The 25,146-nt window shown below is 62.5% G+C and carries 28 protein-coding genes; 8 read left to right on the top strand and 20 right to left on the bottom strand.

Annotated features, from left to right (window positions below; translation table 11 throughout):
• Window positions 1–41: 41 nt before the first annotated feature.
• Window positions 42–2,000, top strand: a complete 1,959-nt coding sequence (gene acs / locus Bravens_RS02935; RefSeq protein ID WP_062020145.1) for an acetate--CoA ligase — start codon at window positions 42–44, stop codon at window positions 1,998–2,000.
• Window positions 2,001–2,159: 159 nt separating this feature from the next.
• Window positions 2,160–2,567: a phage holin family protein gene (locus tag Bravens_RS02930; RefSeq protein ID WP_062020143.1), complete on the top strand. Its 408-nt coding sequence runs from the start codon at window positions 2,160–2,162 to the stop codon at window positions 2,565–2,567.
• A 116-nt stretch (window positions 2,568–2,683) separates the two neighbouring features.
• Here Bravens_RS02930 and Bravens_RS02925 read toward each other — a convergent pair whose 3' ends face one another.
• Entirely contained in the window at window positions 2,684–3,367 is a 684-nt protein-coding gene (locus Bravens_RS02925) for an NUDIX hydrolase (RefSeq protein WP_244878103.1), read from the bottom strand.
• Window positions 3,364–4,110 carry an endonuclease III gene (gene nth, locus Bravens_RS02920; RefSeq protein WP_062020215.1) on the bottom strand — a complete coding sequence of 249 codons (747 nt, stop codon included), beginning with the start codon at window positions 4,108–4,110 and terminating at the stop codon, window positions 3,364–3,366. Before nth ends, Bravens_RS02925 begins: the two co-directional genes overlap by 4 nt.
• A gap of 170 nt (window positions 4,111–4,280) precedes the next feature.
• Between nth and Bravens_RS02915 the strand changes: the two genes are divergently transcribed.
• Complete coding sequence (locus tag Bravens_RS02915; RefSeq protein WP_026022688.1) at window positions 4,281–4,958, top strand: Crp/Fnr family transcriptional regulator; 678 nt, start codon at window positions 4,281–4,283, stop codon at window positions 4,956–4,958.
• 106 nt (window positions 4,959–5,064) lie between these two features.
• Here Bravens_RS02915 and Bravens_RS02910 read toward each other — a convergent pair whose 3' ends face one another.
• The 15 genes from Bravens_RS02910 to Bravens_RS02845 form a co-directional block, all read right to left on the bottom strand.
• Window positions 5,065–5,907: an MBL fold metallo-hydrolase gene (locus Bravens_RS02910; protein WP_062020139.1), complete on the bottom strand. Its 843-nt coding sequence runs from the start codon at window positions 5,905–5,907 to the stop codon at window positions 5,065–5,067.
• Window positions 5,904–6,941: an NUDIX hydrolase gene (locus Bravens_RS02905; protein ID WP_145990122.1), complete on the bottom strand. Its 1,038-nt coding sequence runs from the start codon at window positions 6,939–6,941 to the stop codon at window positions 5,904–5,906. Before Bravens_RS02905 ends, Bravens_RS02910 begins: the two co-directional genes overlap by 4 nt.
• Window positions 6,913–7,377 carry a RidA family protein gene (locus tag Bravens_RS02900; RefSeq protein ID WP_019174464.1) on the bottom strand — a complete coding sequence of 155 codons (465 nt, stop codon included), beginning with the start codon at window positions 7,375–7,377 and terminating at the stop codon, window positions 6,913–6,915. The genes Bravens_RS02905 and Bravens_RS02900 overlap by 29 nt, the downstream gene beginning before the upstream one ends.
• Window position 7,378: 1 nt before the next feature.
• Window positions 7,379–7,537 carry a Sp36 family protein gene (sp36, locus tag Bravens_RS10600; protein WP_019174463.1) on the bottom strand — a complete coding sequence of 53 codons (159 nt, stop codon included), beginning with the start codon at window positions 7,535–7,537 and terminating at the stop codon, window positions 7,379–7,381.
• A gap of 86 nt (window positions 7,538–7,623) precedes the next feature.
• Window positions 7,624–9,783: a transglycosylase domain-containing protein gene (locus Bravens_RS02895; RefSeq protein ID WP_239232868.1), complete on the bottom strand. Its 2,160-nt coding sequence runs from the start codon at window positions 9,781–9,783 to the stop codon at window positions 7,624–7,626.
• A 62-nt stretch (window positions 9,784–9,845) separates the two neighbouring features.
• The gene (locus Bravens_RS02890; protein ID WP_062020133.1) at window positions 9,846–10,748 is read right to left on the bottom strand and encodes a metallophosphoesterase; all 903 of its coding nucleotides are present in this window, start codon (window positions 10,746–10,748) and stop codon (window positions 9,846–9,848) included.
• Between the two features lie 11 nt (window positions 10,749–10,759).
• Window positions 10,760–11,674, bottom strand: a complete 915-nt coding sequence (locus Bravens_RS02885) for a metal ABC transporter permease (protein ID WP_061940948.1) — start codon at window positions 11,672–11,674, stop codon at window positions 10,760–10,762.
• Window positions 11,671–12,414 carry a metal ABC transporter ATP-binding protein gene (locus Bravens_RS02880; protein ID WP_019174458.1) on the bottom strand — a complete coding sequence of 248 codons (744 nt, stop codon included), beginning with the start codon at window positions 12,412–12,414 and terminating at the stop codon, window positions 11,671–11,673. The genes Bravens_RS02885 and Bravens_RS02880 overlap by 4 nt, the downstream gene beginning before the upstream one ends.
• An 88-nt stretch (window positions 12,415–12,502) precedes the next feature.
• Window positions 12,503–13,609: a metal ABC transporter solute-binding protein, Zn/Mn family gene (locus Bravens_RS02875; protein WP_062020131.1), complete on the bottom strand. Its 1,107-nt coding sequence runs from the start codon at window positions 13,607–13,609 to the stop codon at window positions 12,503–12,505.
• Between the two features lie 160 nt (window positions 13,610–13,769).
• Complete coding sequence (locus Bravens_RS02870) at window positions 13,770–14,801, bottom strand: aspartate-semialdehyde dehydrogenase (RefSeq protein ID WP_062020129.1); 1,032 nt, start codon at window positions 14,799–14,801, stop codon at window positions 13,770–13,772.
• A complete protein-coding gene (locus Bravens_RS02865) occupies window positions 14,798–16,093 on the bottom strand; it encodes an aspartate kinase (protein WP_019174455.1) in 1,296 nt (431 codons plus the stop codon). The genes Bravens_RS02870 and Bravens_RS02865 overlap by 4 nt, the downstream gene beginning before the upstream one ends.
• Before the next feature lie 57 nt (window positions 16,094–16,150).
• Entirely contained in the window at window positions 16,151–16,753 is a 603-nt protein-coding gene (recR, locus tag Bravens_RS02860) for a recombination mediator RecR (protein ID WP_019174454.1), read from the bottom strand.
• On the bottom strand, window positions 16,750–19,632 hold the full coding sequence (locus Bravens_RS02855) for a DNA polymerase III subunit gamma and tau (RefSeq protein ID WP_062020127.1): 2,883 nt from the start codon (window positions 19,630–19,632) through the stop codon (window positions 16,750–16,752). Before Bravens_RS02855 ends, recR begins: the two co-directional genes overlap by 4 nt.
• A 50-nt stretch (window positions 19,633–19,682) precedes the next feature.
• Entirely contained in the window at window positions 19,683–20,300 is a 618-nt protein-coding gene (locus Bravens_RS02850) for a TIGR03085 family metal-binding protein (RefSeq protein WP_062020126.1), read from the bottom strand.
• A 74-nt stretch (window positions 20,301–20,374) separates the two neighbouring features.
• A complete protein-coding gene (locus Bravens_RS02845; protein ID WP_062020125.1) occupies window positions 20,375–21,247 on the bottom strand; it encodes a Sir2 family NAD-dependent protein deacetylase in 873 nt (290 codons plus the stop codon).
• Window positions 21,248–21,255: 8 nt separating this feature from the next.
• On the opposite strand from Bravens_RS02845, the gene Bravens_RS02840 reads away from it, so the two are divergent.
• Window positions 21,256–21,729, top strand: a complete 474-nt coding sequence (locus Bravens_RS02840; RefSeq protein WP_331711530.1) for a flavodoxin family protein — start codon at window positions 21,256–21,258, stop codon at window positions 21,727–21,729.
• Between the two features lie 96 nt (window positions 21,730–21,825).
• Here the strand turns inward: Bravens_RS02840 and Bravens_RS10835 are convergent, their stop codons facing one another.
• Window positions 21,826–21,960: a hypothetical protein gene (locus Bravens_RS10835; RefSeq protein ID WP_019174449.1), complete on the bottom strand. Its 135-nt coding sequence runs from the start codon at window positions 21,958–21,960 to the stop codon at window positions 21,826–21,828.
• 136 nt (window positions 21,961–22,096) lie between these two features.
• On the opposite strand from Bravens_RS10835, the gene Bravens_RS02835 reads away from it, so the two are divergent.
• Window positions 22,097–22,654, top strand: coding sequence for a hypothetical protein (locus tag Bravens_RS02835; protein WP_062020124.1), 558 nt, complete (start codon window positions 22,097–22,099; stop codon window positions 22,652–22,654).
• A gap of 99 nt (window positions 22,655–22,753) precedes the next feature.
• On the opposite strand, the gene Bravens_RS02830 is transcribed toward Bravens_RS02835, so the two are convergent.
• Complete coding sequence (locus tag Bravens_RS02830) at window positions 22,754–22,936, bottom strand: CsbD family protein (protein WP_062020123.1); 183 nt, start codon at window positions 22,934–22,936, stop codon at window positions 22,754–22,756.
• Between the two features lie 226 nt (window positions 22,937–23,162).
• Between Bravens_RS02830 and Bravens_RS02825 the strand changes: the two genes are divergently transcribed.
• Entirely contained in the window at window positions 23,163–23,540 is a 378-nt protein-coding gene (locus Bravens_RS02825) for a hypothetical protein (RefSeq protein WP_062020116.1), read from the top strand.
• Window positions 23,541–23,699: 159 nt separating this feature from the next.
• A complete protein-coding gene (locus Bravens_RS02820) occupies window positions 23,700–24,119 on the top strand; it encodes a DJ-1/PfpI family protein (protein WP_244878102.1) in 420 nt (139 codons plus the stop codon).
• Between the two features lie 25 nt (window positions 24,120–24,144).
• On the opposite strand, the gene Bravens_RS02815 is transcribed toward Bravens_RS02820, so the two are convergent.
• The gene (locus tag Bravens_RS02815; protein ID WP_157452690.1) at window positions 24,145–24,486 is read right to left on the bottom strand and encodes a cupin domain-containing protein; all 342 of its coding nucleotides are present in this window, start codon (window positions 24,484–24,486) and stop codon (window positions 24,145–24,147) included.
• Window positions 24,487–24,531: 45 nt separating this feature from the next.
• On the opposite strand from Bravens_RS02815, the gene Bravens_RS02810 reads away from it, so the two are divergent.
• A complete protein-coding gene (locus Bravens_RS02810) occupies window positions 24,532–25,083 on the top strand; it encodes a GNAT family N-acetyltransferase (RefSeq protein ID WP_062020113.1) in 552 nt (183 codons plus the stop codon).
• Window positions 25,084–25,146 lie beyond the last annotated feature (63 nt).

Below are 25,146 nucleotides of genomic sequence, written 5' to 3'. Positions count from 1 at the left end.
AAGCTCACGGGGTCGGGACTCACCGACGAAACGAGGATGTTTTGGCAGACGAAAACACACAGAGCCTTTTGCAAGAAGACCGCACCTTCGCTCCCCCGCAGGCATTTGCAGACCAGGCCAACGGAACCGAAGACCTCTACCGGCGCGCAGAAGCCGATCGCCTGGGCTTCTGGGCTGACCAGGCCCGAGAACTCATTTCGTGGCACAAAGAATTCACGGAAGTCCTCGACTGGACCAACCCTCCTTTTGCCAAATGGTTTCAGGACGGCGAACTCAATGTGGCCTACAACTGTGTGGACCGGCACGTGGAAGCCGGCAACGGCGACCGCGTGGCCCTGCACTTCGTGGGCGAACCCGGAGACACCCAGGACATCACGTACGCGGAGCTTTCACGCCGCGTCAACCAGACGGCCAACGCCCTGACAGAACTGGGAGTCAGCCGCGGTGACCGCGTAGCCCTCTACATGCCGATGATCCCCGAGGCAGTCATCTCGATGCTCGCGTGCGCCCGTCTGGGTGCCGCGCACTCAGTGGTGTTCGGCGGTTTCAGCCCCGATGCCCTGCACTCGCGCATCATGGACGCTCAAGCAGAAGTCGTCATCACAGCCGACGGCGGTTACCGCCGCGGCAAGCCAAGCGACCTCAAGGCCACGGTCGACGAAGCCCTGGCCCACGGTGACACCCCTGTCCGTCACGTGCTCGTCGCACAGCGAACCGGCGAAGACGCCCACATGGTCGAAGGCCGCGACCAGTACTTCCACGATGTCGTCGACCGCCAGTCCACCGAACACTCCCCCGAGTTCTTCCCAGCCGAACAGCCGCTGTTCATCCTCTACACCTCGGGAACCACCGGAAAGCCGAAGGGCATCCTCCACACCTCCGGCGGCTACCTGACCCAGGCGGCGTACACCATGAAATACGTGTTCGATGCCAAACCGGAAACCGATGTCTTCTGGTGCACCGCGGACGTCGGCTGGATCACAGGACACACCTACATCGCCTACGGCCCACTGGCCATGGGCATGACAGAGGTCATCTATGAGGGCACCCCCGACTCCCCGCACCAGGGCCGCTGGTGGGAGATCGTCGAAAAGCACGGTGTCACCCAGCTGTACGCCGCCCCCACCGCCATCCGCACGTTCATGAAATGGGGCGAGGAGATCCCGGCGAAGTACGATCTTTCGTCGCTGCGCCTGCTGGGCTCGGTGGGCGAACCCATCAACCCGGAGGCCTGGATGTGGTACCACCGGGTGGTCGGCGGTGGGAATTGCCCGATCGTCGACACGTGGTGGCAGACCGAAAACGGTGCGAACATGATCGCGCCCCTGCCCGGCGTGGTCTCGACCAAGCCCGGATCGGCGCAGCGCCCGCTACCGGGAATCAGCGTCGATGTCGTCGACGACAAAGGTGAGCACATCGGGAAGAACCAGGCCGGATACCTCGTCATCACAGAACCGTGGCCGTCAATGCTGCGCGGTGTCTACGGCGATGACCAGCGCTACAAGGACACGTACTGGTCGCGGTTCGAGAACATGTACTTCGCCGGTGATGGCGCGCGCTTCGATGACGATGGCGACATTTGGTTCCTCGGCCGCGTCGACGACGTCATGAACGTATCCGGCCACCGCCTGTCGACCGCGGAAATCGAATCGGCTCTGGTGTCGCACGACGCTGTTGCCGAAGCTGCTGTCGTCGGAGCGGACGACCCGACTTCCGGCCAGGCCGTCATGGCCTTTGTCATCACCCGCGGTGATTTTGCTGACGACGAAGGGGCAGAAGAACAGCTGCGGCAGCACGTCGGACGCGAAATCGGGCCGATCGCCAAGCCCAAGCGCATCTACTTTGTTGATGACCTTCCCAAGACCCGTTCGGGCAAGATCGTCCGCCGACTGCTGAAAAACCTCGCCGAGCGCAAAGACGGCGGGGACTCCTCGACGCTGGCCGACGCTTCGGTCATGACGAGCATCCAGGCGGCCGTTGATCGCGCACACAACTCCTGAGCAGGGCTCATGCACGAGTGCTTCGGGGCGGGCGGGGACTCCTCTGCCCCTCCCGAGGCGCCTGTGAGGGTCATCTCATCCCCACCTATCGTTGGTGCTGATGAACAGTTCCCACTAGTATCGTGACAAAGGCCTGCATTTCTAGGAGGACAACGCCCCATGTCTGATCGTTCCATTGCGCAAATCGTGCGGGACATTTCTGCCGACTCGAAGGCTCTGGCAGAAGAAGAAGCCGCACTGGCCAAGCAGGAGATCAAAGAGGGTTCCGTCAAGCTCGGCACCGCCATCGGTCTGACGGTCGTCGGCCTGGGCATCCTCATCATGTCCCTGTTCGTCCTCACCGCGTTCTTCGTCGCGATCTTCCACGACTTCGCCGGATGGGGCTGGTGGGCAAGCACGCTCATCGTGTTCGGCATCTACGTGGTGATCGCCTCGATTCTCATCGCAATTGCGGTACCGCTGCTCAAGAAGGGCAACCCCACGCCGACTCGCGCCATTGACCGCGGCAAGTCGGTCATCGCGGCGGTCAAGACCGCACTGACCAACCCATCGGGTCCGCGCGTGTGAATCTCTGAACCCCAAACACAAGAGGGACCAGTCCGTCTGGACTGGTCCCTCTTGTGTTTGGGGTTCTTCATGCCCGGAGAGCTCAAACATCCTGCCGAGGTGAAGGTCAGGTGGGTTCACATGTCGATGTGCAGGCGATTGGACCGGTCCCACTCCCGCGACCAGCCGAGGGCCTCGAACGCGCTGTCGAGAATCCCTGCTGTGAATCCCCAGGATCGCAGTACGCCCGCATCGAAAACCGGCGAATGCCACCCGGTTTTCGGCACCTCGAACACCCCGCGGTTGTCCGGTGCCACAAGATCGGCCACGGGGACCCGGTACACGGACGACGATTCCGCCTGGTCCACGGCCCGCAGCGACTGCAGACCGTCCCACGAGGCGATCACGGGCGTCACACTGTGCCTGCTGACGGGAACCCACAGCGACGGCCACGTGCCCATGACGTCCACACGACCCGGGTCAACTCCCGTCTCTTCCTGCGCTTCTCGCAGAGCGGCATCAATCGCGGTTGCGTCCTCGGGGTCTTTGCGCCCACCCGGGAACGCCACCTGGCCGGGATGATTGCGCAGAGTTTCGGCCCGTTTGAGCAGCACGACATCGACATCGCCGAAATCCCCCAGACGGTCCTGTTCGCGCAGACCCGCTTCGGTACGCGGCTGTGTACCGCGGCCGAACAGCATGAGCACGGCCGCTGGACGCACAGAATCGTCCTGTTTCGGCCTGCGGTGATGAATCCAGTGATCGGAAATATCCGACTGCGCCAGACCGCTGAGAGCTTCCACCAGGCGCTCATCGCTCACAGCTGCCACCCGCCGTCCGGAACCTGCAGGCCGTAGGCGAGCTTCGCCTCGGCCTCGGCGGGATCAAGCGGACCGGTGCCGAAACTCGGACACAGACGGGCAATCGGGCACACACCGCAGGCGGGCCCGCGCGCGTGGCAGATGCGCCGGCCCAAGAAGATCAGCCGGTGCGACACCATCGTCAGATCAGACTTCTTGTACAGCGGAAGCAGATCAGCCTCCACCTTGTCGGGATTGTCTTCGGTCGTGAAGCCCAGCCGCCTGGCCAAACGCCCCACGTGAGTGTCAATCGTCAGCCCGGGAGTTGAAAAGGCATTGCCGAGCACCACGTTCGCAGTCTTCACCCCAACCCCGGGAAGGCGAACCAACGCGGCCTGGTCGGCAGGCACCTCGCCCCCGTGGTCCTCGACCAGCTGCTGGGCTAAGGCGATGATGTTCTTCGCCTTCGACCGGTAGAAGCCCGTGGGCCGGACAATCTCCTCGACGTCTTCCAGCCGAGCCTGCGCGAGCGCCGTTGCATCCGGATAAGCCGCAAAGAGCTCCGGGGTCACCTGATTGACCCGAATATCCGTAGTCTGCGCAGACAGGACCGTCGCAATCAGCAGTTCAAACGCATTGCGAAAATCAAGCTCCGCACGCGCATCGGGAAACACCTTCTGCAGCATCCGGTCGATCTTGCGCGCCCTGCGGACCCTGCCCAACTGAGTTTCCTCGGCAAAGCGACGCTGACTGCGCTCAAGCATGCTCTTCTGCGCCACACACACTCCTTTATCTGCTGGTCAGCATAGAACACGGACCCGTGCCACACCCGGTGAGCATTGCTAGGATTGAGCTGAATCACATTGCGGCAGAAGTTGACTGGGCCGAAGCACCGCGTCCCAACGTCGCAGAACAGCAACCTGGAGGTACAGACGTGGATATCGAAGTAGTCCGCAGCGCGACCCTGTTCGCAGGACTCGATGACGAATCGACGAACGCCCTTGTCAAGTACATGAAGCCGCGCAGCCTGCGCCGTGCCGCCGTCCTCTTCCACGAAGGAGACTCCGGCGACGAGCTCTACATCGTGTCCTCCGGCAAGCTCAAAGTCGGCCGCGAATCCGACGACGGCCGCGAAAGCCTCCTGTCGGTCGTCGGCCCCGGCGAAATCATCGGCGAACTCGCGCTCTTCGACCCGGGCCCACGCTCCTCGACCGTCACCGCTGTCAGCCAGACCGAACTGCTCAGCCTCAAGCACGAAGACCTCATGGCCTGGCTGGAAGGCCGCCCGCGGGCCGCTATGAACCTGCTGCGCGCACTCGCCCAGCGTCTGCGCCGCACCAACGAAACCGTCGGCGACCTCGTGTTCTCCGATGTTCCCGGCCGTGTCGCCAAGGCACTCCTGGACCTCAACCGCCGCTTCGGTCGCCCCGCACCGGACGGCAGCCTGGTGCAGCACGACCTCACGCAGGAAGAACTCGCCCAGCTTGTCGGCGCATCGCGTGAAACCGTCAACAAGGCTCTGGCTGACTTCGCACAGCGCGGCTGGATCCGCCTGGAAGCACGCGCTGTCGTCATCCTCGACATGGATCGCCTGCACAACCGCGCACACTGATCCACCAGCCGCCGGCTCTGCCGGTGAAGGTTGAAAACGCTGAAGGCCCGCCCAGACAAACTGGGCGGGCCTTCGGCGTTTTCTGGTGCGGCTGAGCCGCGGCAGCTCAGCCGTGCTTCTGCACGTATTCCAGCTGAGCGGCCACAATCGTATTGACGGTCTCCCGCATGTTCTGCGGTGCCGTGGCATACACGGTCCGGCCCACCTTCTCAGTCAGTTCGTGCTCAGGTGAGATTTCGACCCCGGTGAGCTCCGCCTCGTGCTCCTTGAGAGCCGCACGCACTTCGTCCAGCCGCTCGCGGCGGTGGGCAATGTAGTAGTCCAGAACCTCGCCCGGGTCCGTGATAGCGTCCCCGTGCGCAGGCTGGATCTCGGTGACAAGCCCCTCGTCCACCATGCTGCGCAGGCGCGTGAGCGAATCCAGGTACTTTTCGACCGAACCGTCACCGTGCATGATGACGGTTGTTCCGCGCCCCAACACGGTGTCACCGGAGAACAGCACACTGCCGAACAGCACGCTGATCGAATCGAGCGTGTGCCCCGGCGTTGGGATCAGCTGGATGCGGTCGTCCTCCGCTGGACCAAACTCGAGAACCGCGTCGTCTCCGTGCAGATCGTCGTGCACCAGTGGGGGAACGAAGCGCGCGAACCTGCTGTCAACAGCAAAAACCGGTGTCTGCGGCGCCCAGCCGTCGACCGTCTTCAGCAGGTCTGAATGATCCCAGTGGTGGTGGGTGAGCACAATGCCTCGCAGCTCACGGTCCCCCACGAGCTCGCCCAGTTCCTGCAGGTGCGCTTCGAGTTCAGGGCCGGGGTCGATGATGACGGCGGCTGTGTCATCCGCCGTGAACAGCACATAGGAGTTCGTGCCGTCCAGCGTCATGGGGCTGGGGTTGTCTGCTGTGCGGCGAACAAAACGAGGTGCCGCCTGCTGGTCTGGTGTCGTCATTCTTCTTCTGGTGGTTCGCTTTCTGATTCCGACAGCGTTGTCGGATCTTCTTCTTCACTTTCAGTTGTCAGCTGGGACAGTTCGTCAATTGCGTGGTCGGTCTGGTTGTCAATGCTGATGTACCAGTCGCCCTTGTGCTGCAGGACTGTCGGCTGCAGGGGCCTGAGATCGCGGATCTTCAGCATACTTGCGGCCGCGCTGGGGACAGTGCGCAGAGACTCCAGCACGAGGCGCGTTGCCACGCTGATGAACTGGGCTGAGGCGCTTTGGCCCTCTTCCCACACGTCGACGGCACCCAGGATTTCCTGTGGGGTCATCCATCCGCCCCACGACTGGTTGATCGATACGAAGTCCACGTGCTGGCCGGGTGGGACCACGCACACGAAGTACACGGTGTCGTAGCGGCGCAGCTGCCACGAGGTGTTGACCCACCGCATCCACGGTTTGAGGAGGTCGGGCCGGAACTCAACGTCACGGCTGCGCAGCACCGCGGGAAAGGACACACGGTGATCGCGCAGCTTCTTCCCCGCGGTGTGGAGGAACTGCGGTTCGATGTCGGTTACTACACGCAGGTCGTGTCCCTCAGCCAAGGTGATGCCCATGTTCTGCAGGGCCAGCCGGCCGGCAGCGGAGAAAAACGCAACAGCGCGGCCGGAACGGTTCAAGCGCAGAGCCCTGGCGCAGCGCTCTGATGTCCAATCGCCCATTGAAAGCTGGCGAGAATCCTCCGGGCGGACCACGCTGAAGGGGAACGAAAACCTGTTGCGGTCACTGACGCCGCGCTGGTCGGCCTGCCGGGTGATGAACACCTCGAGGCCCTTCTCGGTGTCACGCACCAGCACGAGGCTGACCGCCCTGCGCGGGTAGTCGGGGTTGGGCTGTGTGTCAGCGGAGCGGAAAAGCTCGATGGTGCGCACAAGTTCGCTGGAGGCGCGAATCAGGCGGGTGGGTCTGTTCGACCCACCCGCCTGAAGACTCGGCGCAGACTTCTGCGCTGGCTGAGCGTCAGTCGCGGACGCGGAAGATGAATTCAATCTCGACGCAGGTGCCCTTGGGCAGGGCGTTGGTGCCCAGTGCCGAGCGTGCGTGCTGACCGGCTTCGCCGAAGATGTCGGCGAGGAAGTCCGATGCGCCGTTGATGACTTCGGGCTGCTGCTTGAAGTCATCGGTGCTGGTCACGAAACCGTTGACCTTGACCACGCGTTCGATCTTGTCGAGGTCGCCGATGACGCTCTTGGCTGCGGCGAGTGCGTTGAGCACCGAGTAGCGAGCGGATTCCTGGGCCTGTTCGACGGTCACGTTGTCGCCGAGGCGGCCGGGGTTGGCAAGTTCGCCGTCGCGGAACGGCAGCTGGCCCGAGGTGAATACAAGGTCACCCGACTTCACTGCGGGCAGGTAGGAGCCGGCGGGCGCTGCAAGCTGCGGCAGCGGGAAGCCGAGTTCATTGAGGCGGTCTTCGATCTTCGACATATCAGCCTTTCGGACGCTTCATGTAGGCAACGAGTCCCCCGTTGCCCTGGGGACCTTCCACTACCTGGACGAGCTCGTAGCCGTCCTCACCCCACAGATCGAGGATCTGTTTGGTGTTGTGGATCATGAGGGGCACGGTGACGTACTCCCACTTCTGCATTTTCTCCCCTTTCGGTGGACGGGTTCAATTGTACGAGCCGCGGGCGCTGCCGGCACGGTGCGCGTCATAGACGCTACAGCCGCGTGTCAGTCGTCGTCGCCAGCGTCGTCATCCGATTTCTTCGCGCTGTTTCCAACAGGGCCGCCAATGCCCTTGTTGTCCTTGACGATCTTGACCGCCTGGTTCATGTAGCTCTGCCAGGTGGCGCCGGAGTAGGTGGCACCGTAGACGCGGCCGCGAACAACGCCCTTGCCGTTCTTGCGCCAGTCGCGCGAACCATTCGGGTCGCCGGTCCACACGGCTGTCGACATATTGGAGGTGAAGCCCGCAAGCCACGTGGATCCGACTTCGAAGTTGGTGGTACCGGTCTTCGCTCCAGCAGGAGCGCCGATCTTCAGCCGCGTGGTGGTTCCGCCGTTGAAGGTCTGCGACAGTGCGTAGGCCACGTTCTGGGCGACGTCTTCATCGAGTGCACGGTGGCAGTCGGAGTCCGGAATTTTGAGCTTCTTGCCCTCGCCGTCCGTGATCTCCGCGATGGGAGTGGGCTGGCACAGCATGCCGCCGGAGGCAAACACAGAGTAGGCGTTTGCCATGTCGATGGGTGCAACCTGCACAATGCCGAGAACCGAGGACGGCAGGAGCGCTTCGACAACACCCAGCTGTTCGTGGACGGTTTCCAGCGACTGACCGTTGCCGTACTTGATGCCAAGAGCTTCGGCAATCTTCATGATGCCGCACATGTTGAGCTGGTTGGCCATTGCAGCGTAGGCGGTGTTGACCGAGTTCTTCGTGGCCGCCAGTGCGGTCATCTTCTGAGTTCCGCGCGAGTCACCGGCGTTGTTCGGAGACCAGTTGGAACCGTAGCTGTCACAGCCGTCATACCGCCACGAACCCGCCGAGTAGGTGCGCTTTGTGGCGTCGACAGAGGCGTTGAGGCTGTGGCCTTCTTTCAGCCATTCAGCCAACACGAAAGGCTTCCACGTTGAGCCCACCTGGAAGCCGTTTGCCCCGTTGTAGACCTTCTGCACGTTGTAGTTGATGGCGGTGTCTTTGTTCTTCTTGCCCTCCGTGACGGAGTAGTTGCGGTTCTGCGTCATGGCAAGGACTTTCCCGGTGCCCGGTTCGACCGTCACGATCGAATGGCCTGCACCCGAAGGATCGCCGATTGGAACGCGCTTCTTGACCTCCTTGAAAGCGGCTTTCTGCAGCTTGGGGTTGATGGTCGTCTTGATGGTCAGACCACCGCGCTGCAGGAGGTTGCGCCGTTCGTCCTTGGTCTTGCCGAAGGCCTTGTTGTTTTCGATATAGGCCTGCACGTAGTCGCAGAAGAAGCCCATGTCGCCTGCACCCATGCAGCCGTTGGATGTCTTGGTGACCTTGAGGTCAAGGCCTGAATTCTTGGCTTCTTCGTATTCTTCGTCAGAGATTTTTCCCAGCTGGTGCATACGGGAAAGCACCACGTTGCGGCGATCGAGCGCGTTCTCCGGGAAACGCTCGGGGTTGTAGGCGCTGGGGTTCTTCACAATGCCGGCCAGGGTTGCGGCCTGAGCGTAGTTGAGTTTGGAAGCCGGAATCGACCAGTAGTGCTGCGCGGCCGCTTCGACACCGTAGACATTCGGGGAGCCCGAATAGTTGTTGATGTTCATGTAGCGGTTGAGGATCTCTTCTTTGTCGTACTTCTTTTCGACCGCCACTGCCAGCTTCGCTTCGCGGAGCTTACGGGCGTAGCCCGCCATACCGGAAGCTTCTTTGGCCGCCTGCACGCCTTCTTCGTCGGCTTCGGCGTGGGCGTTTTCCGCAAGCACGTTCTTCACGTACTGCTGGGTCAGCGTCGATCCGCCCTGTTTGGAGGACGAAACGAGGTTGTGCACAAGAGCACGGCCGATGCCTTGGAAGTCAACACCGCCGTGTTCAAAGAAGCGGTAGTCCTCAATGGCGACCGTGGCTTCCTGCATGGGCTCAGAGATCTTGTCCAGCGGAACTTCTTTGCGGTTGAGCCAGTAGAAGCTCGCAATCTGCTTGCCGTCGGCATCGAGCATGCGCGACTGTTCGGCCAACGGCCGTTCGTCAAGCTCGGCGGGCAGTGCGTTGAATATCTTGAGAGCGTTGTTCGCACCGATGGATGCCACACCCACGGAGGGGATTGCAAGACCTGCACCGACGATTCCGGCAACGACGCTGACGGCAATGAACTGCATCCATGCCGTAAAAGTCGATGCCGCAGACGCTGATTCTGAAGACACCATGCCCAATATCGTACAGGCGACCCCTGACACGGGCACTCAATACAGGGCCCCGGCCGGACCGGTCAGCGGCTGATGAGCTCCAGGACCGACACCTCGGGCCTGCAGAACAAGCGGATCGGCGCCATCGGCGCCACCCCGACCCCAGCGGTGACGTTGACAAGCGCCCCGCCTCGGCGGAACAGACCGCGGGCTTCGTCGCGCGGACGGTCGCAGTTGGTGGCCGGCGCACCGTAGAACGGCACTCGAATCTGCCCGCCGTGCGTGTGACCGGCCGCAATCAGCTGCGCCCCAGCACCCGCAAGACGATCGAGCACACGCGAGTACGGAGCGTGCGTCACCCCGATCTTCACTTCTGAACCGTCCGGAAAAGCGGGAGCTTCGGGCGCATCGGCCTTCATGTGCGCATCACCCAAACCTGACAGACCGATCCGCGTTCCCTTGATGGTGATGACAGCGCTCCGATTGTCCAGCTGTGTCCAGCCGCGCTGCTCAAAGGCATCAATAAGCCCGCGAGCGTCGAGATCCGGCGGATTGCTGTGGGCCTTTGCTACATTCGACGGGCCCAGAAGATAGCGGGCAGGATTTTTGATCTTCGGCGCCCAGAAGTCATTCGAACCGAGAACAAATGCGCCTGGGATGTCCAACAGCTCATCAAGGCTGTCAAGCACGATCGACTTGGTCGAACCGCCGTAGTTATCGCCGGTGTTGAGGACGAAATCCGGCTGCAGACGGGCTGCCAGACTGCGCACCCAACGCGGCTTGCGTCGCTGCCACGCCGTCTGGTGAAGGTCCGATATGTGCAGAATCCGCACGGGTTCACGGCCCGGCGGCAGCACCGGGATTCGTTCGCGGCGGACAGCGAACATGTTCGGTTCGACCAGCACACCGTAGGCGGCGGTCGCCGCGGCAGCAGCGCTCAGCCCCAGTGCCGCACGGCGAAGAGGACGGGCAGCAGAACGTGTCATAGTGCCGAAGTCTAGTCGGCAGCGGGAACGTCCCGCCCTTCCGCAAGGTGGGGGTGCTTGTCGAGGTCGCCCAGACGGCGGTTGCGCGCCTCGAGCTGGTGTTTGGTGCGGTATCCGCCGATCATCCGGGCGATGATGTAAAAGAGGAAGCTGATGGTCGTCACGAACGGGCTGATGGGCACGACCGGAGATCCGAGTGCGATGAGGATCCCGCCGACCGATGACGTCACGGCGAAGACAACCGACAGGATCGGCACGACAATCGGGTGGGAGGACAGCTGCATGGCGGCCGCCGCCGGGGTCACCAGCAGGGCCATGACCAGCAGAACGCCGACCACCTGCACAGACAGTGCAACCGCCAGGCCGAGTGTCACCATGAACACGACAGTGAGAGTGCCGGTGGGAACGCCTTTTGCCTTGGCGATCTCAGGATCGACAGATGCGAACTGCAGGGGTCGCCAGATGACGAAGATGACAGCCAGAACAACAGCTGCGCACACCATGAGCAGTTTGGTCTGGCCGGGACTGATCGCAACGATCTGCCCCGTCAGCAAGCCGAATTTATTGGCTGAGCGCCCGTCGTAGAGCGCAAGGAACAGGATTCCCAAGCCGATGCCGAAGGGCATGAGCACGCCGATCATCGAGTTCGCCTCTGAGGACCGAATGCTGCCGATGCCGATGATGAATGCCACCACCAGCGAACCGATGATCGAGCCGTACACCACGTCGTAGCCGATGAACAGCGCGAAGGCGGCTCCCGCAAAAGACAGTTCGGCGATGCCGTGCACGGCCAGGGCGATGTCGCGCATTTTGACGAAAACCGAGACGACACCGCCGACAACGCCCAAAAGGGCTGCCGCGATGATCGAATTCGACAGCAGCGACAGCAGTTCGCCGTAGTCTTCGAATGTGAAGAGACCGTTCACAGACCAGCCTCCTCGGGGTGGTGATGGTCGGCTTCCGTGCCGACCACAACCAGCTGGCCGCCGACAGTCACCACCTCGATCTTGGTGCCGAAAAGTGAGCTGAGAGCCTCGGAGGTCAGCACCTCGTCCGGGGTGCCCACCAGGAAATGGCCACCGGCAATGTACAGAACCCGGTCCACGTACTTCAGAATCGGGTTGATTTCGTGGGTGACGAACAGAATCGCCATGTTCCGTTCGCGCCGTTTTTCATCCAGCAGCCGAGCAACCAGGTGCTGGTGGTTGATGTCGAGACTCAGCAGCGGCTCATCGCACAGCAGCAGCTTGGGGTTACTGGCCAGTGCCTGGGCTAGCCGCAGGCGCTGCAGTTCCCCACCGGAGAGAATGCCGACGGGACTGTCGGCGAAATCAGTCGCCCCGACCTGAGCGAGGAGCTCATCAACCCGCCGCTCCTTTTTGCGGTTGGGCAGGCCGAAGCCGAAACGGTGTCCGTCGATTCCGAAGCGGACGAGGTCGCGAGCCCGCAGCGGGGTGTCACGGTCGACACCACGCTGCTGGGGCACGTAGCCCACATCCGCGTCACCGCGGTAAGCCGCGTGGCCGTTGACTTCGACGGTCCCCTCATACAGTCGATACTGTCCCAGCAGGGTTTTCAGCAACGAGGTTTTACCCGTGCCATTGGGGCCGAGCACGGCAATGAATTCTCCGGGCTCAACGTCAATGGACAGGTGATGCCACAGCACCCTTTCGCCGAAGCGAAGCTGGCCGTCAGTGATCGACAGTGCGGGACTGGAAATGAGGGAACACGTCCTTTCGGAGGGCTGGGTCTGATCAGCCTTTGAGGGCCTTTTCCACGTCGTCGATGTGCGATCCCATCCAGTCGACGTAGGTTTCGCCCTCGTTGAGGGTTTCGGGCAGTTCGACAACCGGCACGCCAGCATCATCAGCGGACTTGCGCAGGGTTTCAGCCTGCTCGTTCACTGCCTGCGGATTGAAGCCGAGGACAGCGACCTCCTTGTTCTTGACCTGGTCCTGGGCCTGCTTGAGAACCACGGGTGCTGCGTCCGAACCTGCTTCAACTGCCGACAGGAACTTCTGCGGAGTGATGGTTTTCAGACCGAGGTCTTCGAACAGCCACAGTGCAACCGGTTCGGTTGCCGCGCTCTTCTTGCCTTCACCGGTCTTTTTGACCTCATCCGCCTTCTTCATGAGACCGTCGAGCTCACCCTGAAGCTTATCGGCATTCTCTTCGTAAGCGGCTTTGTTGTCCGGATCTTCTTCAGACAGAGTTTCTTCGATTGAGTCGACGACGTTCTTCATAGCGCTGACGGAGTACCAGATGTGCTCGTTGAACGCGCCGTGGTCATCACCGTGGTCGTGGTCATGGCCTTCTTCGCCGTGGTCGTGATCGTGGTCGTGGCCCTCTTCGCCGTGGTCGTGACCGTGGTCGTGGCCCTCTTCGCCGTGGTCGTGGTCATGGTCGTGGCCCTCTTCACCGTGGGCGTGGTCGTGCCCGTGGCCTTCTTCACCGTGGTCATGGTCGTGCGGTTCGTTCGCGGAGTTTTCCTCTGCTCCCGGCAGCTCCGAGACCTCAACACCGTTGACGACCTTCGGGTCTTTGTCCGCTGCTTCAAGCAGGGTGGTCATGAACGCGTCGTAGCCGCCGCCGTTGACGATGACAACATCGGCTTTCGACAGTTTGAGCTGGTCGTTCGACGTCGCTTCGTAGTCGTGCGGGTCCTTTGATGCATCCGAAATAATCGGCTCGACGTCAGCGGCGTCACCGGCAACCTGAGACGCGAGGTCGGCGTAGACATTCGTCGAGGTGACAACCTTGAGCTTGTCACCCGAATCCGTCGATTCGGCGTCACCAGTTCCGCAGCCGGCAAGAACCAGACCCGCAGCAGCGGCAATAGCCGCAATGCGCACAGACTTCATGAGCGTGCAACTCCTTTGAATAGAAGGCAAATGACCTCAATGTAGGTTTCGCACTCGAACATCTACCAATAGACATATGCGCACGCGGGCATACAAAAGCAGGGTGGGTGCGGCCATTTCAACCGCACCCACCCGCCGTGAACTCAGGCGACTGTGCGCGTCAGCGATCCAGCAGAGCTGCCAGCTGAACCGTGTTCAGAGCAGCGCCCTTGCGCAGGTTGTCGTTCGACACGAACAGAACCAGGCCCTTGCCCGCCGGCGCGGACTGGTCAGCTCGGATGCGGCCGACAAACGACGGGTTGCGGCCGGCAGCCTTCAGCGGCGTGGGAATGTCCGCCAGTTCAACACCGGCGGCTTCGGCAAGGATTTCCTCGGCGCGCTGCGGTGTGATGTCGTTTTCGAACTCCGCGTGGATTGCCAGCGAGTGGCCGGAAAACACCGGCACACGCACGCAGGTGCCGGCAACAAGCAGTTCGGGCAGACCCAGAATCTTGCGGGATTCGTTGCGCAGCTTCTGCTCTTCGTCGGTTTCACCCGAACCGTCATCCACGAGCGAACCAGCCATCGGCAGAACGTTGAACGCAATCGGGTCGGTGTACACGTTCGGCTCCGGGAAGAGCACGGCCGAACCGTCGCGCACAAGCTGCTTGGAATCCGGCAGAACGTCTTCAGCCTGACCGTAGAGCTCGTTGACACCGGCCAGTCCGGAACCCGAGACCGCCTGATAGGTGGCGACCTTCAGGCGCACAAGCCCCGCCTCGTCATGGAGGGGTTTGAGGACCGGCATGGCGGCCATCGTCGTGCAGTTGGGGTTGGCAACGATCCCCTTGGGGATCGAGCCTAGGGCTTCCGGATTGACTTCGGAAACCACGAGCGGCACCTGGTCGTCACCGCGGAAGGCCGATGAATTGTCGATGACGGTGACACCGGCCGCGGCAAAGCGCTCTGCCTGTGCCCGCGAAGTTGCTCCGCCCGCGGAGAAAAGCGCCACGTCCAGTCCCGCGGGGTCAGCTTCGGCGGCGTCCTCTACAACAATCTGCTCGCCGCGGAACGGCAGAGTTGTGCCTGCCGAACGGGCCGAGGCGAAGAAGCGAACGCTCGCGATTTCGAAGCCGGGTTCGGTTTCGAGAATGTCGCGGATGACCTCGCCAACCTGGCCGGTAGCCCCGACAATGCCGATATTAAGGCTCATCGCCCAGTACCTCCGTAGACAATTGCTTCGCTTTCAGATCCGTCGAGATCGTATGCGGTGTGTGCGGCGCGCACGGCGTCATCAAGGGCGTCCGCGCGGGTCACTACGCTGATGCGGATTTCTGACGTCGAAATCATTTCGATGTTGACCTTGGCGTCTTTGAGCGCTTCGAACAGCGTTGCTGTCACACCGGGGTGTGAGCGCATGCCGGCGCCGACCACGGAGAGCTTGCCGATCTGGTCGTCATACCGCAGATCTTCAAAGCCCACGTTGTCGCGCTGCGCTTCGAGGGCCTTCATAGCCTTGGCCCCGTCAGACATGGGGAGGGTGAAGGAAATGTCGGTCCGGCCGTTCTGCGTGGTCGAGATGTTCTGCACGATCATGTCGATGTTGATCTCTTCGCTGGCCACGATCCGGAAGATCTCTGAGGCCTTGCCCGGAACATCCGGGACGCCGACCACGGTCAGCTTGGCTTCGGAGCGGTCGTGCGCAACACCGGAGATGATGGCCTGTTCCATGGCTTCCTTCTTTACGTCGTCTGCGAATTCGGGCGGTACGGGTTCGTCTGTCACCCAGGTGCCCGGGTGGGGGCTGAAGCTGGAGCGCACGTGAATCGGCACTCCGTAGCGGCGCGCGTATTCAACGGCGCGCAGGTGGAGGATTTTGGCTCCGCTGGCGGCCAGTTCGAGCATTTCGGCATAGGAAATGGTGCCGATCTGGCTGGCGGTGGGGACGATTCGCGGGTCTGCGGTGAAGACACCGTCAACGTCGGAGAAGATTTCACACACGTCAGCGCCCAGTGCCGCCGCGAGTGCCACCGCCGTGGTGTCAGACCCGCCGCGGCCGAGCGTGGTGATGTTCTTGGTGTTCTGAGAAACGCCCTGGAAGCCCGCGACGATCGCAATGTTGCCTTTGTCGATGGCTTCCTGAATGCGGCCGGGGGTGACGTCGATAATGCGTGCGCGCCCGAAGGCTTCGTCAGTGATGACGCCGGCCTGGGAGCCGGTGAACGACTGCGCGGAGTAGCCCAGGTTGGCAATTGCCATGGCCAGCACCGCCATGGAGATGCGCTCTCCCGCGGTCAGCAGCATGTCGAGTTCACGGGCCGGCGGCAGCGGCGAGACTTCTTTTGCGAGGTCGATGAGGTCGTCTGTCGAATCGCCCATTGCGGATACGACGACTACGACGTCGTGGCCGGCTTTGCGATATTCGACAATCCGTTTGGCAACGCGCTTGACGCCGTCGGCGTCAGCTACGGAGGACCCGCCGAATTTCTGGACGACTAGGCTCACTTCACACACTTTCTCCCGGCAGCGCTGTTCACCGCTGATCAGTTTAGAGGACGGCGTTCAGCTGACCTTGGTGCGGCCTTGGAACGCTCTTCCCAATGTGACTTCGTCAGCGTATTCGAGATCGCCGCCCACTGGCAGACCGGACGCCAATTTTGAGACGGTGACCCCGATTGAGGACAGCAGGCGAATGAGGTAGGTGGCTGTTGCTTCACCTTCGAGGTTGGGGTCGGTGGCGAGAATGCACTCTTGGACGTCCTCGCTCTGCAGTCTGGGCAGGAGTTCGCGAATCCGGAGGTCGTCGGGTCCGATGCCGGACATCGGGTCGATTGCGCCGCCGAGAACGTGGTACAGCCCGCGGTATTCGCGGGTCCGTTCAAGCGCGACAACGTCTTTGGGTTCTTCTACGACGCAGATGAGGCTGCTGTCGCGGCGCGGGTCAGAGCAGATGGAGCACAGTTCGCCTTCTGCCACGTTGCCGCACTGGTCACAGAAGCGGACGTGTGTTTTGACGTTGGTCAGCGCGCTGATGAGCGAATCAACGTCTTCGCGCGGTGACTGCATGACGTAGAAAGCCAGGCGCTGTGCGGATTTGGGGCCAATGCCTGGCAGCTTGCCGAACTCTTCAACAAGGTCGGCAAGTGCGCCTTCGTAAACACTCATTCGGTGATCTCTTCGAGGATGACTCCGCCCAGCAGGCGCTGGACGACGGGAATGCCGACTTCTGGGGATTCGGACACATCGAGGTCTTCGTCGACGTTGAAGTCGGGGTAATCGGATTCTGCGGCCTCACCCCAGCCGTCAGCTGCCGGGGTCTGGCCGGTTTCCTGCCAGCTGTTCGCAGGGTCGACGTGAGCCGGTTGATCGGCGCTGTCGGACCGGCCCATGTTGCCCACGTAGGCGTACGGGTTTTCCCGCTGCTGCGGGGCCTGTTCCTGCACGGTCGATGTGGGTGGGCCGGCGAAGATGTCTTCGTCGGCGTAAGCGCCGATGAAGTCATAGTCTTCAGCCGCTGAGCTTTCCTGCCCAGATTGGCTTTCCCCTGCGGTGCCGGTCTGCTGTTCTGGTGTGTCGTCGATGTCGGCTGGCGGCGGCACGACGACCGCCGGGGCTTCGACGGCACCATCACCCCAGGACGTGCCGGCGTCTTCCGGCGCGGCGTCCCAGCTGTCTGACGAAGTGGGCTCAGACTCCGCTTCCCAGTTGCCAGCCGAGGAGTAGTCGGCTTCCGCTGCCCCATCGCGGGCAGGCTCCGGTTCTGCCGTTTCGTTGCCCGCCGGGGCAGGGTCAGGTTCTGGTTCCGGCGCGGGCTCACCGTAATCGACGGCCGGCTGATCGCCCTCCTGGTCGTCGTCTTCGGGGGTTTGCTGCCAGTACTGTTCGCGGTCGGGGACTTCCTGGTCCATAGCCTGCTGACCGACGACCGCCTGGATCTGTGCTTCTGTTGGCCGGCTGGGCGGCCGGGTTTCGCGGCTCCCGCTTTCCCGAGGCGCCTGCTGGTGGTGCTGGCCGCTGGGGTTTTCGTGGGTTGAGGGCGATTGGTACCCGGATGCGGGTGCGTCCATGCGCAGGTTGACGTGTTCGCCCACCTGCCCGATGTCGACTTTCACCGTCAGTCCGAGGACTTCGCTGACAGCGGCTTCGAGGGCCTGCGGATTGGATCCGCGCGTGAACGCACCGACCGCACCTTGGTTGTTAAAGGCCAGGAGCAGTCGGCCGTCCTGCAGATCTTGCGGCACGGCGTTGCCCGCCAGTACTGCGCGGGCCAGTTTGGCGCTGCGGCCGACCACGTCGAGAATTGCCTGCCACGAACGGCGGATGGCGTCGATGTCCTGCCCCGCGGGGCTTGCTGCCGTCTGCGGTTGAGCAGGCTGTTCGGCAGTCGGCGGCGCCGAGGCCGGAACAGCTGCTCGCTGCGGCTCACTGGGCTGCGGCTTGCGGTTCTGCTGCTGGCCCTGTGGCGCTTCTGCGGCCGCCGCTGCCTGCGGTTCCGGCTGTTCGCCGCGCTGTTCACTGCGGGTGCCGCCGTCACGCTGTGGCACCGGTGAGGATTCCTGTGCTGGGGCCGCCTGTGGAGCCGATTCCTTCTGGCTTTCCTGCTGCGGTTCGGACTGTCCGGAGGCGAGCGCTTCAGCTTGCGAAGCGACATCGGCGAGATCGTCGAGATCATCCCAAGAGTCACGCGACTCCTGCTGAGCCGAGGATGTCGGCTGGCCGGAGCGGCTTCCCTGCTGGACAGCGTTCTGCGAAGCAGGCGTACTCTGCTGTCCAGCCTGCTGGCTGCCGGCTTCCGTTTGTTCGGCGCCCGGCTGTTCGACTGCCGGCATAGCGGCTTGTCCAGCCGTCGCCTGGGGCATACCCGGAACGGCTCCGGATGCCTGCATGCCCACCCGCCGTTCCATGCGTTCGACACGGGACAGCACGGAGCTGCGCGCGCCGTCCATGGCCGGCAGCAGGATGCGCGCGCAGATGAGTTCAAGCTGCAGGCGCGGTGATGTCGCTCCGGTCATTTCTGAAAGACCGGCATTGAGGAGGTCGCCGGCGCGGGACAGTTCTGCCGGACCGAGGGTCTGTGACTGCTGGACGAGCCGTTCCAGGAGGTCTTCGGGAGCCTGCGGCAGGAAGGCGCGAGCGTTCTGCGGGGAGGTGCTGATCACCAGGAGGTCGCGAATGCGCTCCAGGAGGTCTTCAACAAAACGGCGAGGGTCCTGACCGGATTCGATAACCCGATCGACCACGCGATAGACAGCCGCACCGTCGCCCGCCGAGAAGGCGTCGACGATGTCGCCCAGCAGCGAATCAGGCGTGTAGCCCAAGAGAGCAGTGGCCCGTCCGTAGTCGATTCCGTCTGGCCCTGACCCTGCGATCAGCTGATCGAGAACAGACAGGGAGTCACGCACCGAACCGCCGCCGGCGCGGACAACAAGCGGCAGCACACCCTTGCCCACCGGCACGCCCTCCTGCTGGCACAGGTGATCCAGGTACGAGGTCATGGTGTCCGGCGGCACCAGGCGGAACGGGTAGTGGTGCGTGCGCGAGCGAATAGTGCCGATGACCTTTTCGGGTTCGGTCGTGGCGAAGATGAATTTGACGTGCTCCGGAGGTTCTTCCACCAGTTTGAGCAGCGCGTTGAAGCCCTGCGGGGTGACCATGTGGGCTTCGTCGAGGATGAACACCTTGTAGCGGTCTCGAGCCGGCGCGTAGACAGCGCGTTCACGCAGGTCACGCGCATCGTCAACACCGGAGTTCGAAGCGGCGTCGATTTCCACGACGTCCAGCGATCCCGGACCGCCAGTGGCGAGATCACGGCAGCTGGCACATTCACCGCACGGCGTGGGCGTGGGGCCTTCCGCGCAGTTGAGACAGCGTGCCAAGATACGCGCGCTGGTGGTTTTGCCGCAGCCGCGGGGGCCGGAGAACAGGTACGCGTGGTTGACCCGACCACCGGCCAAAGCGGCCTTGAGCGGGTCGGTCACGTGTTCCTGCCCGATCACCTGGTCGAAGGTGTCGGGGCGATAGCGACGATACAGAGCTGTTGACACGTCTACAGCCTACTGGGAGGCACTGACATGAGATCTGCGCCAGGCCCCATTCAGATCTTCTCCGAGCGCACCTCGACCTGAGCCTGTTCCTGTCGCCCAAGCGCATAGAGCACAATTTCAGAGGGCTTGCCGGAGACGACTTTCGACTTGACGTCGGTCTTGCCGAACGAGAACTCCCCAACTCCCGGGGCAATGAACTTCACTGCCGTTTCTGGCCGCCACGGAGGAAGGCGCACCATGGTGGGCAGCGCCGACCACAGCTGCTGTTCGAGTTCGGGCAGGATGTTGCGGCGCGTCCACCCGCGGCGGGCCCGGCGCACATCTTCTACGTGCACGTAGAACTCGACTGTGTTCGCAAGGATTTCACCTGGACCCCAGCCGACCGGAGACAGCATCCCGGGGCCTTCTGCGACCATCCCGACCAGCTGCTTCCAGTCGAGTTCGCCGAGTTCGCGCCGGCGCTGTTCAGCGCGCTTGTTCAGGAACGGGATCTTGGCGGTCACCTCGCTCGCCTCGCCCGCCATGGCGGACGGATAGCGGTCGCGGATGACGATGTGGACGGCAAGATCGCGCGTGCTCCAGCCGTCACAGAGAGTAGGGGCATCTGGGCCGACTTCGCGGAGAAGAGCCGCGAGCGCGAGCCTCTCGGAACGGGCGAAATTCGTCATGTGTCCCAGCCTAGTCACACAGTGCGGATTTGGATACGCCCAAAGACGCAGAAGCTCCACTCAAAAAGGGCGCATCACCCAAGCACTCTGTCTTTCCAGGCCCGGAAGAATTCCCCCACCCGACTGAGCGACCGGTAGTCGGCCAGTTCATCAGCCCGGGTCGGCCCATCGGTGATGATGACCACCGGTCTGCCTTCTTTGGCGGCTTGGCGCACAAAGCGCAGGCCGGACATGACCGCCAGCGACGTCCCAGCCACTATCAGGCCCGGAGCTGCGGCAGCCGCGGCAGCCGCATCCAGGGAGCGCTCCCTGGGCACTGTTTCGCCGAAGAAAACCACATCCGGTTTGAGCAGACCGCCACAGGCAGGACAGTCGATCATGCGAAAGTCCGCCGTGTCTTGCAATGGGACGTCACCATCGGGAGCTATCTCAACCATGTCGATGACTTCCCTGTGATTGCGCAGGAAGGCCGCGTTTTCCTCATCGAGCCTCTGCTGTACCCATTCGCGGTCGTACATCGCCCGGCAGTCCAGGCACACAACGCGATCCAAGCGGCCATGGAGATCGAGAACTCCCCGCGAACCTGCCTTTTGGTGCAGGCCATCGACGTTCTGTGTAAGGAGTGCCGCCGGGGAAAGCTGAGCCAACGACAAATGCGCTTCATTGGGCTGGGCATCACGCATGAAGGACCACCCCATCCAGGATCGCGCCCAGTAGTGGGTGTGGTTTTCCCGGGATGCGGTCAGCTGCTGAAACGTCATGGGACGACGATTGACCGACGATGGGCCTCGATAGTCCGGCAGCCCCGAATCCGTGCTGAACCCGGCTCCAGTGAGAACGGCCCAGTCGCGAACCGGCCGGGAGCACAGCACGTCGAGGATCTCTTCGTCCGTGTGGCTGGGTTCCGGGCGGACGATCCCGCGCAGCGGGTCGCGAATAATGCTCATGTGGCTCCTTGCGGCGATACAGTGGCCGTATGGCTACCGTACTCTTGGTTCACCACTCCCCCACCGACACGGTCACACCGCTTGCCGAGGCGGCACGGGCGGGCATATGCATGCCAGAGCTGGAAGGCGTTGAACTCATTGAGCGCCAGGCTCTCGAGGCGACCGTTGACGATGTTCTTGCCGCTGACGCCTACGTGCTGGGCACCACCGCGAACTTCGGCTACATTTCCGGCGCGCTCAAGCACTTCTTCGACACCGTGTATGACGATGTGCGCGAACCCACCAAGGGCCGCCCCTTCACGTACTGGATCCGCGGCGGATTCGACACGACCGGCGCTGAAAGGGCAATGGAGCAGATCACCACTGGCCTGGGATGGAAGCTCGCAGCGCCCGCGGTTGTCTTCACCGGCGACGTCACCGACGAGCGCAGAGAACAACTGACAGAGGCCGCGGCGACTGTCGCCGCATCAGTCATGGGCTGAGCCACGGGCAAACCAAAGGGCGACTGCGGTTATCCACCGCAGTCGCCCTTTGGTTTGCCGGACAGATCCGGACTTACCGGACCGTTCCGAACGAAGTCACTTGTTGAACTTGTCCTTGACTTCGTTCACCTTGTCCTTGGCGTTGTTGATGTCGTCCTGGTGTTCGTTGACGGTGTCCTTCGCGTCGTTGAACTTGTCCTTGGCGTCGTTGAACTTATCTCCGAGTCCCATTGTTCAGACTCCTTTCGTATCGACTACTCTTCCACACTTTCGCATCTGCCCCCGGCCTGTAAAGCTCAGCAGGTGAACTTCAGCTGAGAAGACCCCGATAAACTGATCTGCACAGAAGCCCCGTAGAAAGGCACTTGTGACCACGAATCCCGCGGAGCGTCCGCAGCTGCGCCAGGAGGATCAGCTGTGGATCACCTCTGAAATCAATCAGCCCAGCTGGAACTTCATCAGCGGCTTCGGTTTTTTCTTCTTCTCCGCCGGTCTTGTCTACACGGTCCTGACCTCGCCGCTTTCGGGCCCTGCCAAGACGATTTCGGCGCTCGCGTCGCTGCTGATCGTTGTGCCTGGCATTTACTTCATCAAAATCGGCTTGGCGCGCATCATTCCCCTGCGTCGCCTGCGCAAGGCCGTGACGCCGATTGCCCATCTGGATGTCGATGCTGTGCACGGGCACAATCCCGATGTCCTCATCGTCGAACTTTCCAACGCACACTCATATCTGATCACCGGTCCCGCCGTGAACTATTTGGCACACACAAATGTGCTGCACGGTTCCCAGCGCCCGGACGATCTTTCATTCGATTTCTTCTCGACCCCGCCCACATCCGACGACGCAGCGGCTTCGCCCGTGCGCATGCTCATCGCCGATCGCGGTTCCGCTGTGGGCAATGCGGAGTGGTACGCCGAGGCCTGATCCCGGCCCACCCCAAACGACGAGGTGCCACTCACCTTTCCAGGTGAGCGGCACCTCGTGATCTAGGCGGTGATGAACACCGCGGCTGCGTCCAGCCGGTCAGTTCTTGAAGTTGTCGGCGACGTCCTTGATGTCGCCCTTAACCTGGTCAACCTTGGCCTTGCCCTGGTCGCCCTTGCCTTCGGTTTTGAGTTCGCTGTCGTCAGATGCAGCGCCGACAGCCTCCTTGGCACGGCCCTTGAGTTCTTCAGCCTTGCTCTTGATGTCGTCTCCGAGACCCATAGTCTTCTCCTTGTGCTGTCAGCGGCGCCGAGGATACGGCACCTGGTACTTTCCACCTTTTCGCACAAGCGGTCGGCTTTCAAGCGATGTCGCTGGATGCGGCGGTACGCCAAGGCTTTTCCCAGGCTGTGGCTGAATGGCAGGGTCTACTATTGGTTCGCGATCAGGGCCCCGTGTCTCATGGCGGCAAGAACGTAATCACCTCCTACCCAACGAAGAAGTGCTGATGGGAAAACCGATCAAAGACTCAGACCTGTTGCTTGCGGGGCAGCTCGCAGAGCTCCTCGGCGCCGTCGGAGACATCAGAATCGCCGGGCCGATCATGACGGTGCCAATGCGCGATACCGAGGGGTCTTTGGTGTTCTTCGAGTTCGATGTCCGCGGCTTGGCAGATGCGGTCGAGGCAACGTCGTCGTCCGCTGTAGCTGCGATGGGCAACACACGCGAAGCGCAGCGCGCCGCGCTGGCGCTTATCGCCAACGGGATCCACGAGGACCATGCCGATGAGTGGGACCTGTCGGATTCCGGTGACTTGGTGTACGAGGCTGACGACGATTACGAGCCGGTGGTCATTGACATGGAGAACTTCCCTCCTCGCGGGTGAGGTTTCGGTGGACTAACCGGGGACATTGGTCGACAGCATCGGCTTATATTCGCGGGAACGGCGCTTCACAAAGAATGCACACCCCGCGGGCCAGATTTGCGCTTTAATGCAGATTCACGCGTTAATGCGCTGCAACAACGCGTGAATCTGCATTAAAGCGTGAATCTGCGACGGCGGCAGGCAATGGAAGGCGACTGGGAGCACGCCGAGGTCTTCGACGTCGACGTCCCGGTCGCGGATGCCAATGCCGATGACTACGACATGCTCGTACTGCCCGGCGGCACGCTCAACGCCGACTCACTGCGCCTTGATGCAGATGCAAGCAAACTCGTTGAGGCGTTCTTCGCAGCCGACAAGCCTGTCGCTGCGATCTGCCACGCTCCCTGGATCCTCGCCCAGACCGGTCTGGCCAAGGGACGCAAGCTGACCTCGTACGAGTCGATCAAGGTCGACATGCAGAACGCCGGAGCGGCCTGGGAGGACTCCGAGCTCGTCGTCGACGGCAACCTCATCACCTCTCGCAACCCCGGTGATCTGGAGGTCTTCAACGCCGCACTCATCGAGGCCCTCTCGAAGTGACGTTCAGCTGCTGACCAGCCATGGTTCAGGACTGCAGACGGCTGCGGTGGACGAGAGTGAGCACAGCGATCGTGTCACGGTCAGCATCAAGCCGGTGGGTCTCCTGTGGGATGTCCGCGGTCTCACCGGAGTCGAGAGCGATCGTCTCACCGGATGTGCCGGTCAGGGTGGCGGCTCCGCGGTGGATTGTGATGACCGCCTCACCGGGGTTGGGGTGGTCGGACAGCTGCGCGCCCGCACGCATCGCGATGAGCATGCGCACGATTGCGGCATTGTCCGAAGGGATCCGTTTGGTCGCCAGCTTCGTCGGTTCGTCGGCGGCGCGTTCGAGCAGCTCGTTGCCGACGTCGATGATCGAGAAGGACATGCCCATGAGTCTAGACAAGTCCAAGTCCTCCGCTAGCGTGGTGTCATGCCGTTCGCCATCATCACCCCGCAGGCCACTCCACAGCCCGACGTCGAGCTCGGGGCTGCGATTGCGCGCGTGCACGTCGCCGGATGGCGGGAGGCCTACGGCCACCTGCTGGACGAGCGCTTCTACGACGATGCGGTGTTGGCCACCCGCACCGAGCAGTGGGCACAGTGGCTGACGCAGCCTGAATCATGTGCGCGCACGCGCCTGGCCGTTCGCACCGATCCCAGCACCCCGGTCACGTCACCGGGCCTGTTGCCGAGCACCGATGTCGTCGGGTTCGCGAGCGTCGGCGAGGCCCGCGATGACGACCGCACCGGCTTGGAGCTGTGGGCGCTGTACATCCTCAGCAGTCACTACGGGACAGGCCTCGGCCAGGCGCTTTTGGATGCGGCGATCGGCACTGCGCCGGCCACCCTGTGGGTGGCTGAGGACAATCCGCGCGCCCGCAGCTTCTACGCCCGCAATGGCTTCACACCCGACGGCACCCGCAACGTCGATGCAGCCGCTGATGATCTGGCTGAGATCCGCATGACCCGCGGCGGCCAATGACCTGGAAGGCCGGCTGCCGTTTTGGGATCATCGGTTGAACATGCTGATCAGCTGACGGCAGCG

Source organism: Brevibacterium ravenspurgense, from assembly GCF_001584615.1.
Taxonomy (GTDB): domain Bacteria; phylum Actinomycetota; class Actinomycetes; order Actinomycetales; family Brevibacteriaceae; genus Brevibacterium; species Brevibacterium ravenspurgense.
This window is presented reverse-complemented; position numbering and strand designations above follow the sequence as displayed.

Bases quoted from the DNA above. Each gene is read 5' to 3' on its own strand.
- Bravens_RS02895 (WP_239232868.1), bottom strand. From the start codon at position 9,783: ATGGTGTCTTCAGAATCAGCGTCTGCGGCATCGACTTTTACGGCATGG.
- Bravens_RS02910 (WP_062020139.1), bottom strand. From the start codon at position 5,907: ATGACGACACCAGACCAGCAGGCGGCACCTCGTTTTGTTCGCCGCACA.
- nth (WP_062020215.1), bottom strand. From the start codon at position 4,110: ATGCTTGAGCGCAGTCAGCGTCGCTTTGCCGAGGAAACTCAGTTGGGC.
- Bravens_RS02930 (WP_062020143.1), top strand. From the start codon at position 2,160: ATGTCTGATCGTTCCATTGCGCAAATCGTGCGGGACATTTCTGCCGAC.
- Bravens_RS02900 (WP_019174464.1), bottom strand. From the start codon at position 7,377: ATGTCGAAGATCGAAGACCGCCTCAATGAACTCGGCTTCCCGCTGCCG.
- sp36 (WP_019174463.1), bottom strand. From the start codon at position 7,537: ATGCAGAAGTGGGAGTACGTCACCGTGCCCCTCATGATCCACAACACC.
- Bravens_RS02810 (WP_062020113.1), top strand. From the start codon at position 24,532: ATGCCGTTCGCCATCATCACCCCGCAGGCCACTCCACAGCCCGACGTC.
- Bravens_RS02825 (WP_062020116.1), top strand. From the start codon at position 23,163: ATGGGAAAACCGATCAAAGACTCAGACCTGTTGCTTGCGGGGCAGCTC.
- Bravens_RS02890 (WP_062020133.1), bottom strand. From the start codon at position 10,748: ATGACACGTTCTGCTGCCCGTCCTCTTCGCCGTGCGGCACTGGGGCTG.
- Bravens_RS02875 (WP_062020131.1), bottom strand. From the start codon at position 13,609: ATGAAGTCTGTGCGCATTGCGGCTATTGCCGCTGCTGCGGGTCTGGTT.
- Bravens_RS02830 (WP_062020123.1), bottom strand. From the start codon at position 22,936: ATGGGTCTCGGAGACGACATCAAGAGCAAGGCTGAAGAACTCAAGGGC.
- Bravens_RS02850 (WP_062020126.1), bottom strand. From the start codon at position 20,300: ATGACGAATTTCGCCCGTTCCGAGAGGCTCGCGCTCGCGGCTCTTCTC.
- Bravens_RS02870 (WP_062020129.1), bottom strand. From the start codon at position 14,801: ATGAGCCTTAATATCGGCATTGTCGGGGCTACCGGCCAGGTTGGCGAG.
- Bravens_RS10835 (WP_019174449.1), bottom strand. From the start codon at position 21,960: ATGGGACTCGGAGATAAGTTCAACGACGCCAAGGACAAGTTCAACGAC.
- Bravens_RS02845 (WP_062020125.1), bottom strand. From the start codon at position 21,247: ATGAGCATTATTCGCGACCCGCTGCGCGGGATCGTCCGCCCGGAACCC.
- recR (WP_019174454.1), bottom strand. From the start codon at position 16,753: ATGAGTGTTTACGAAGGCGCACTTGCCGACCTTGTTGAAGAGTTCGGC.
- Bravens_RS02815 (WP_157452690.1), bottom strand. From the start codon at position 24,486: ATGTCCTTCTCGATCATCGACGTCGGCAACGAGCTGCTCGAACGCGCC.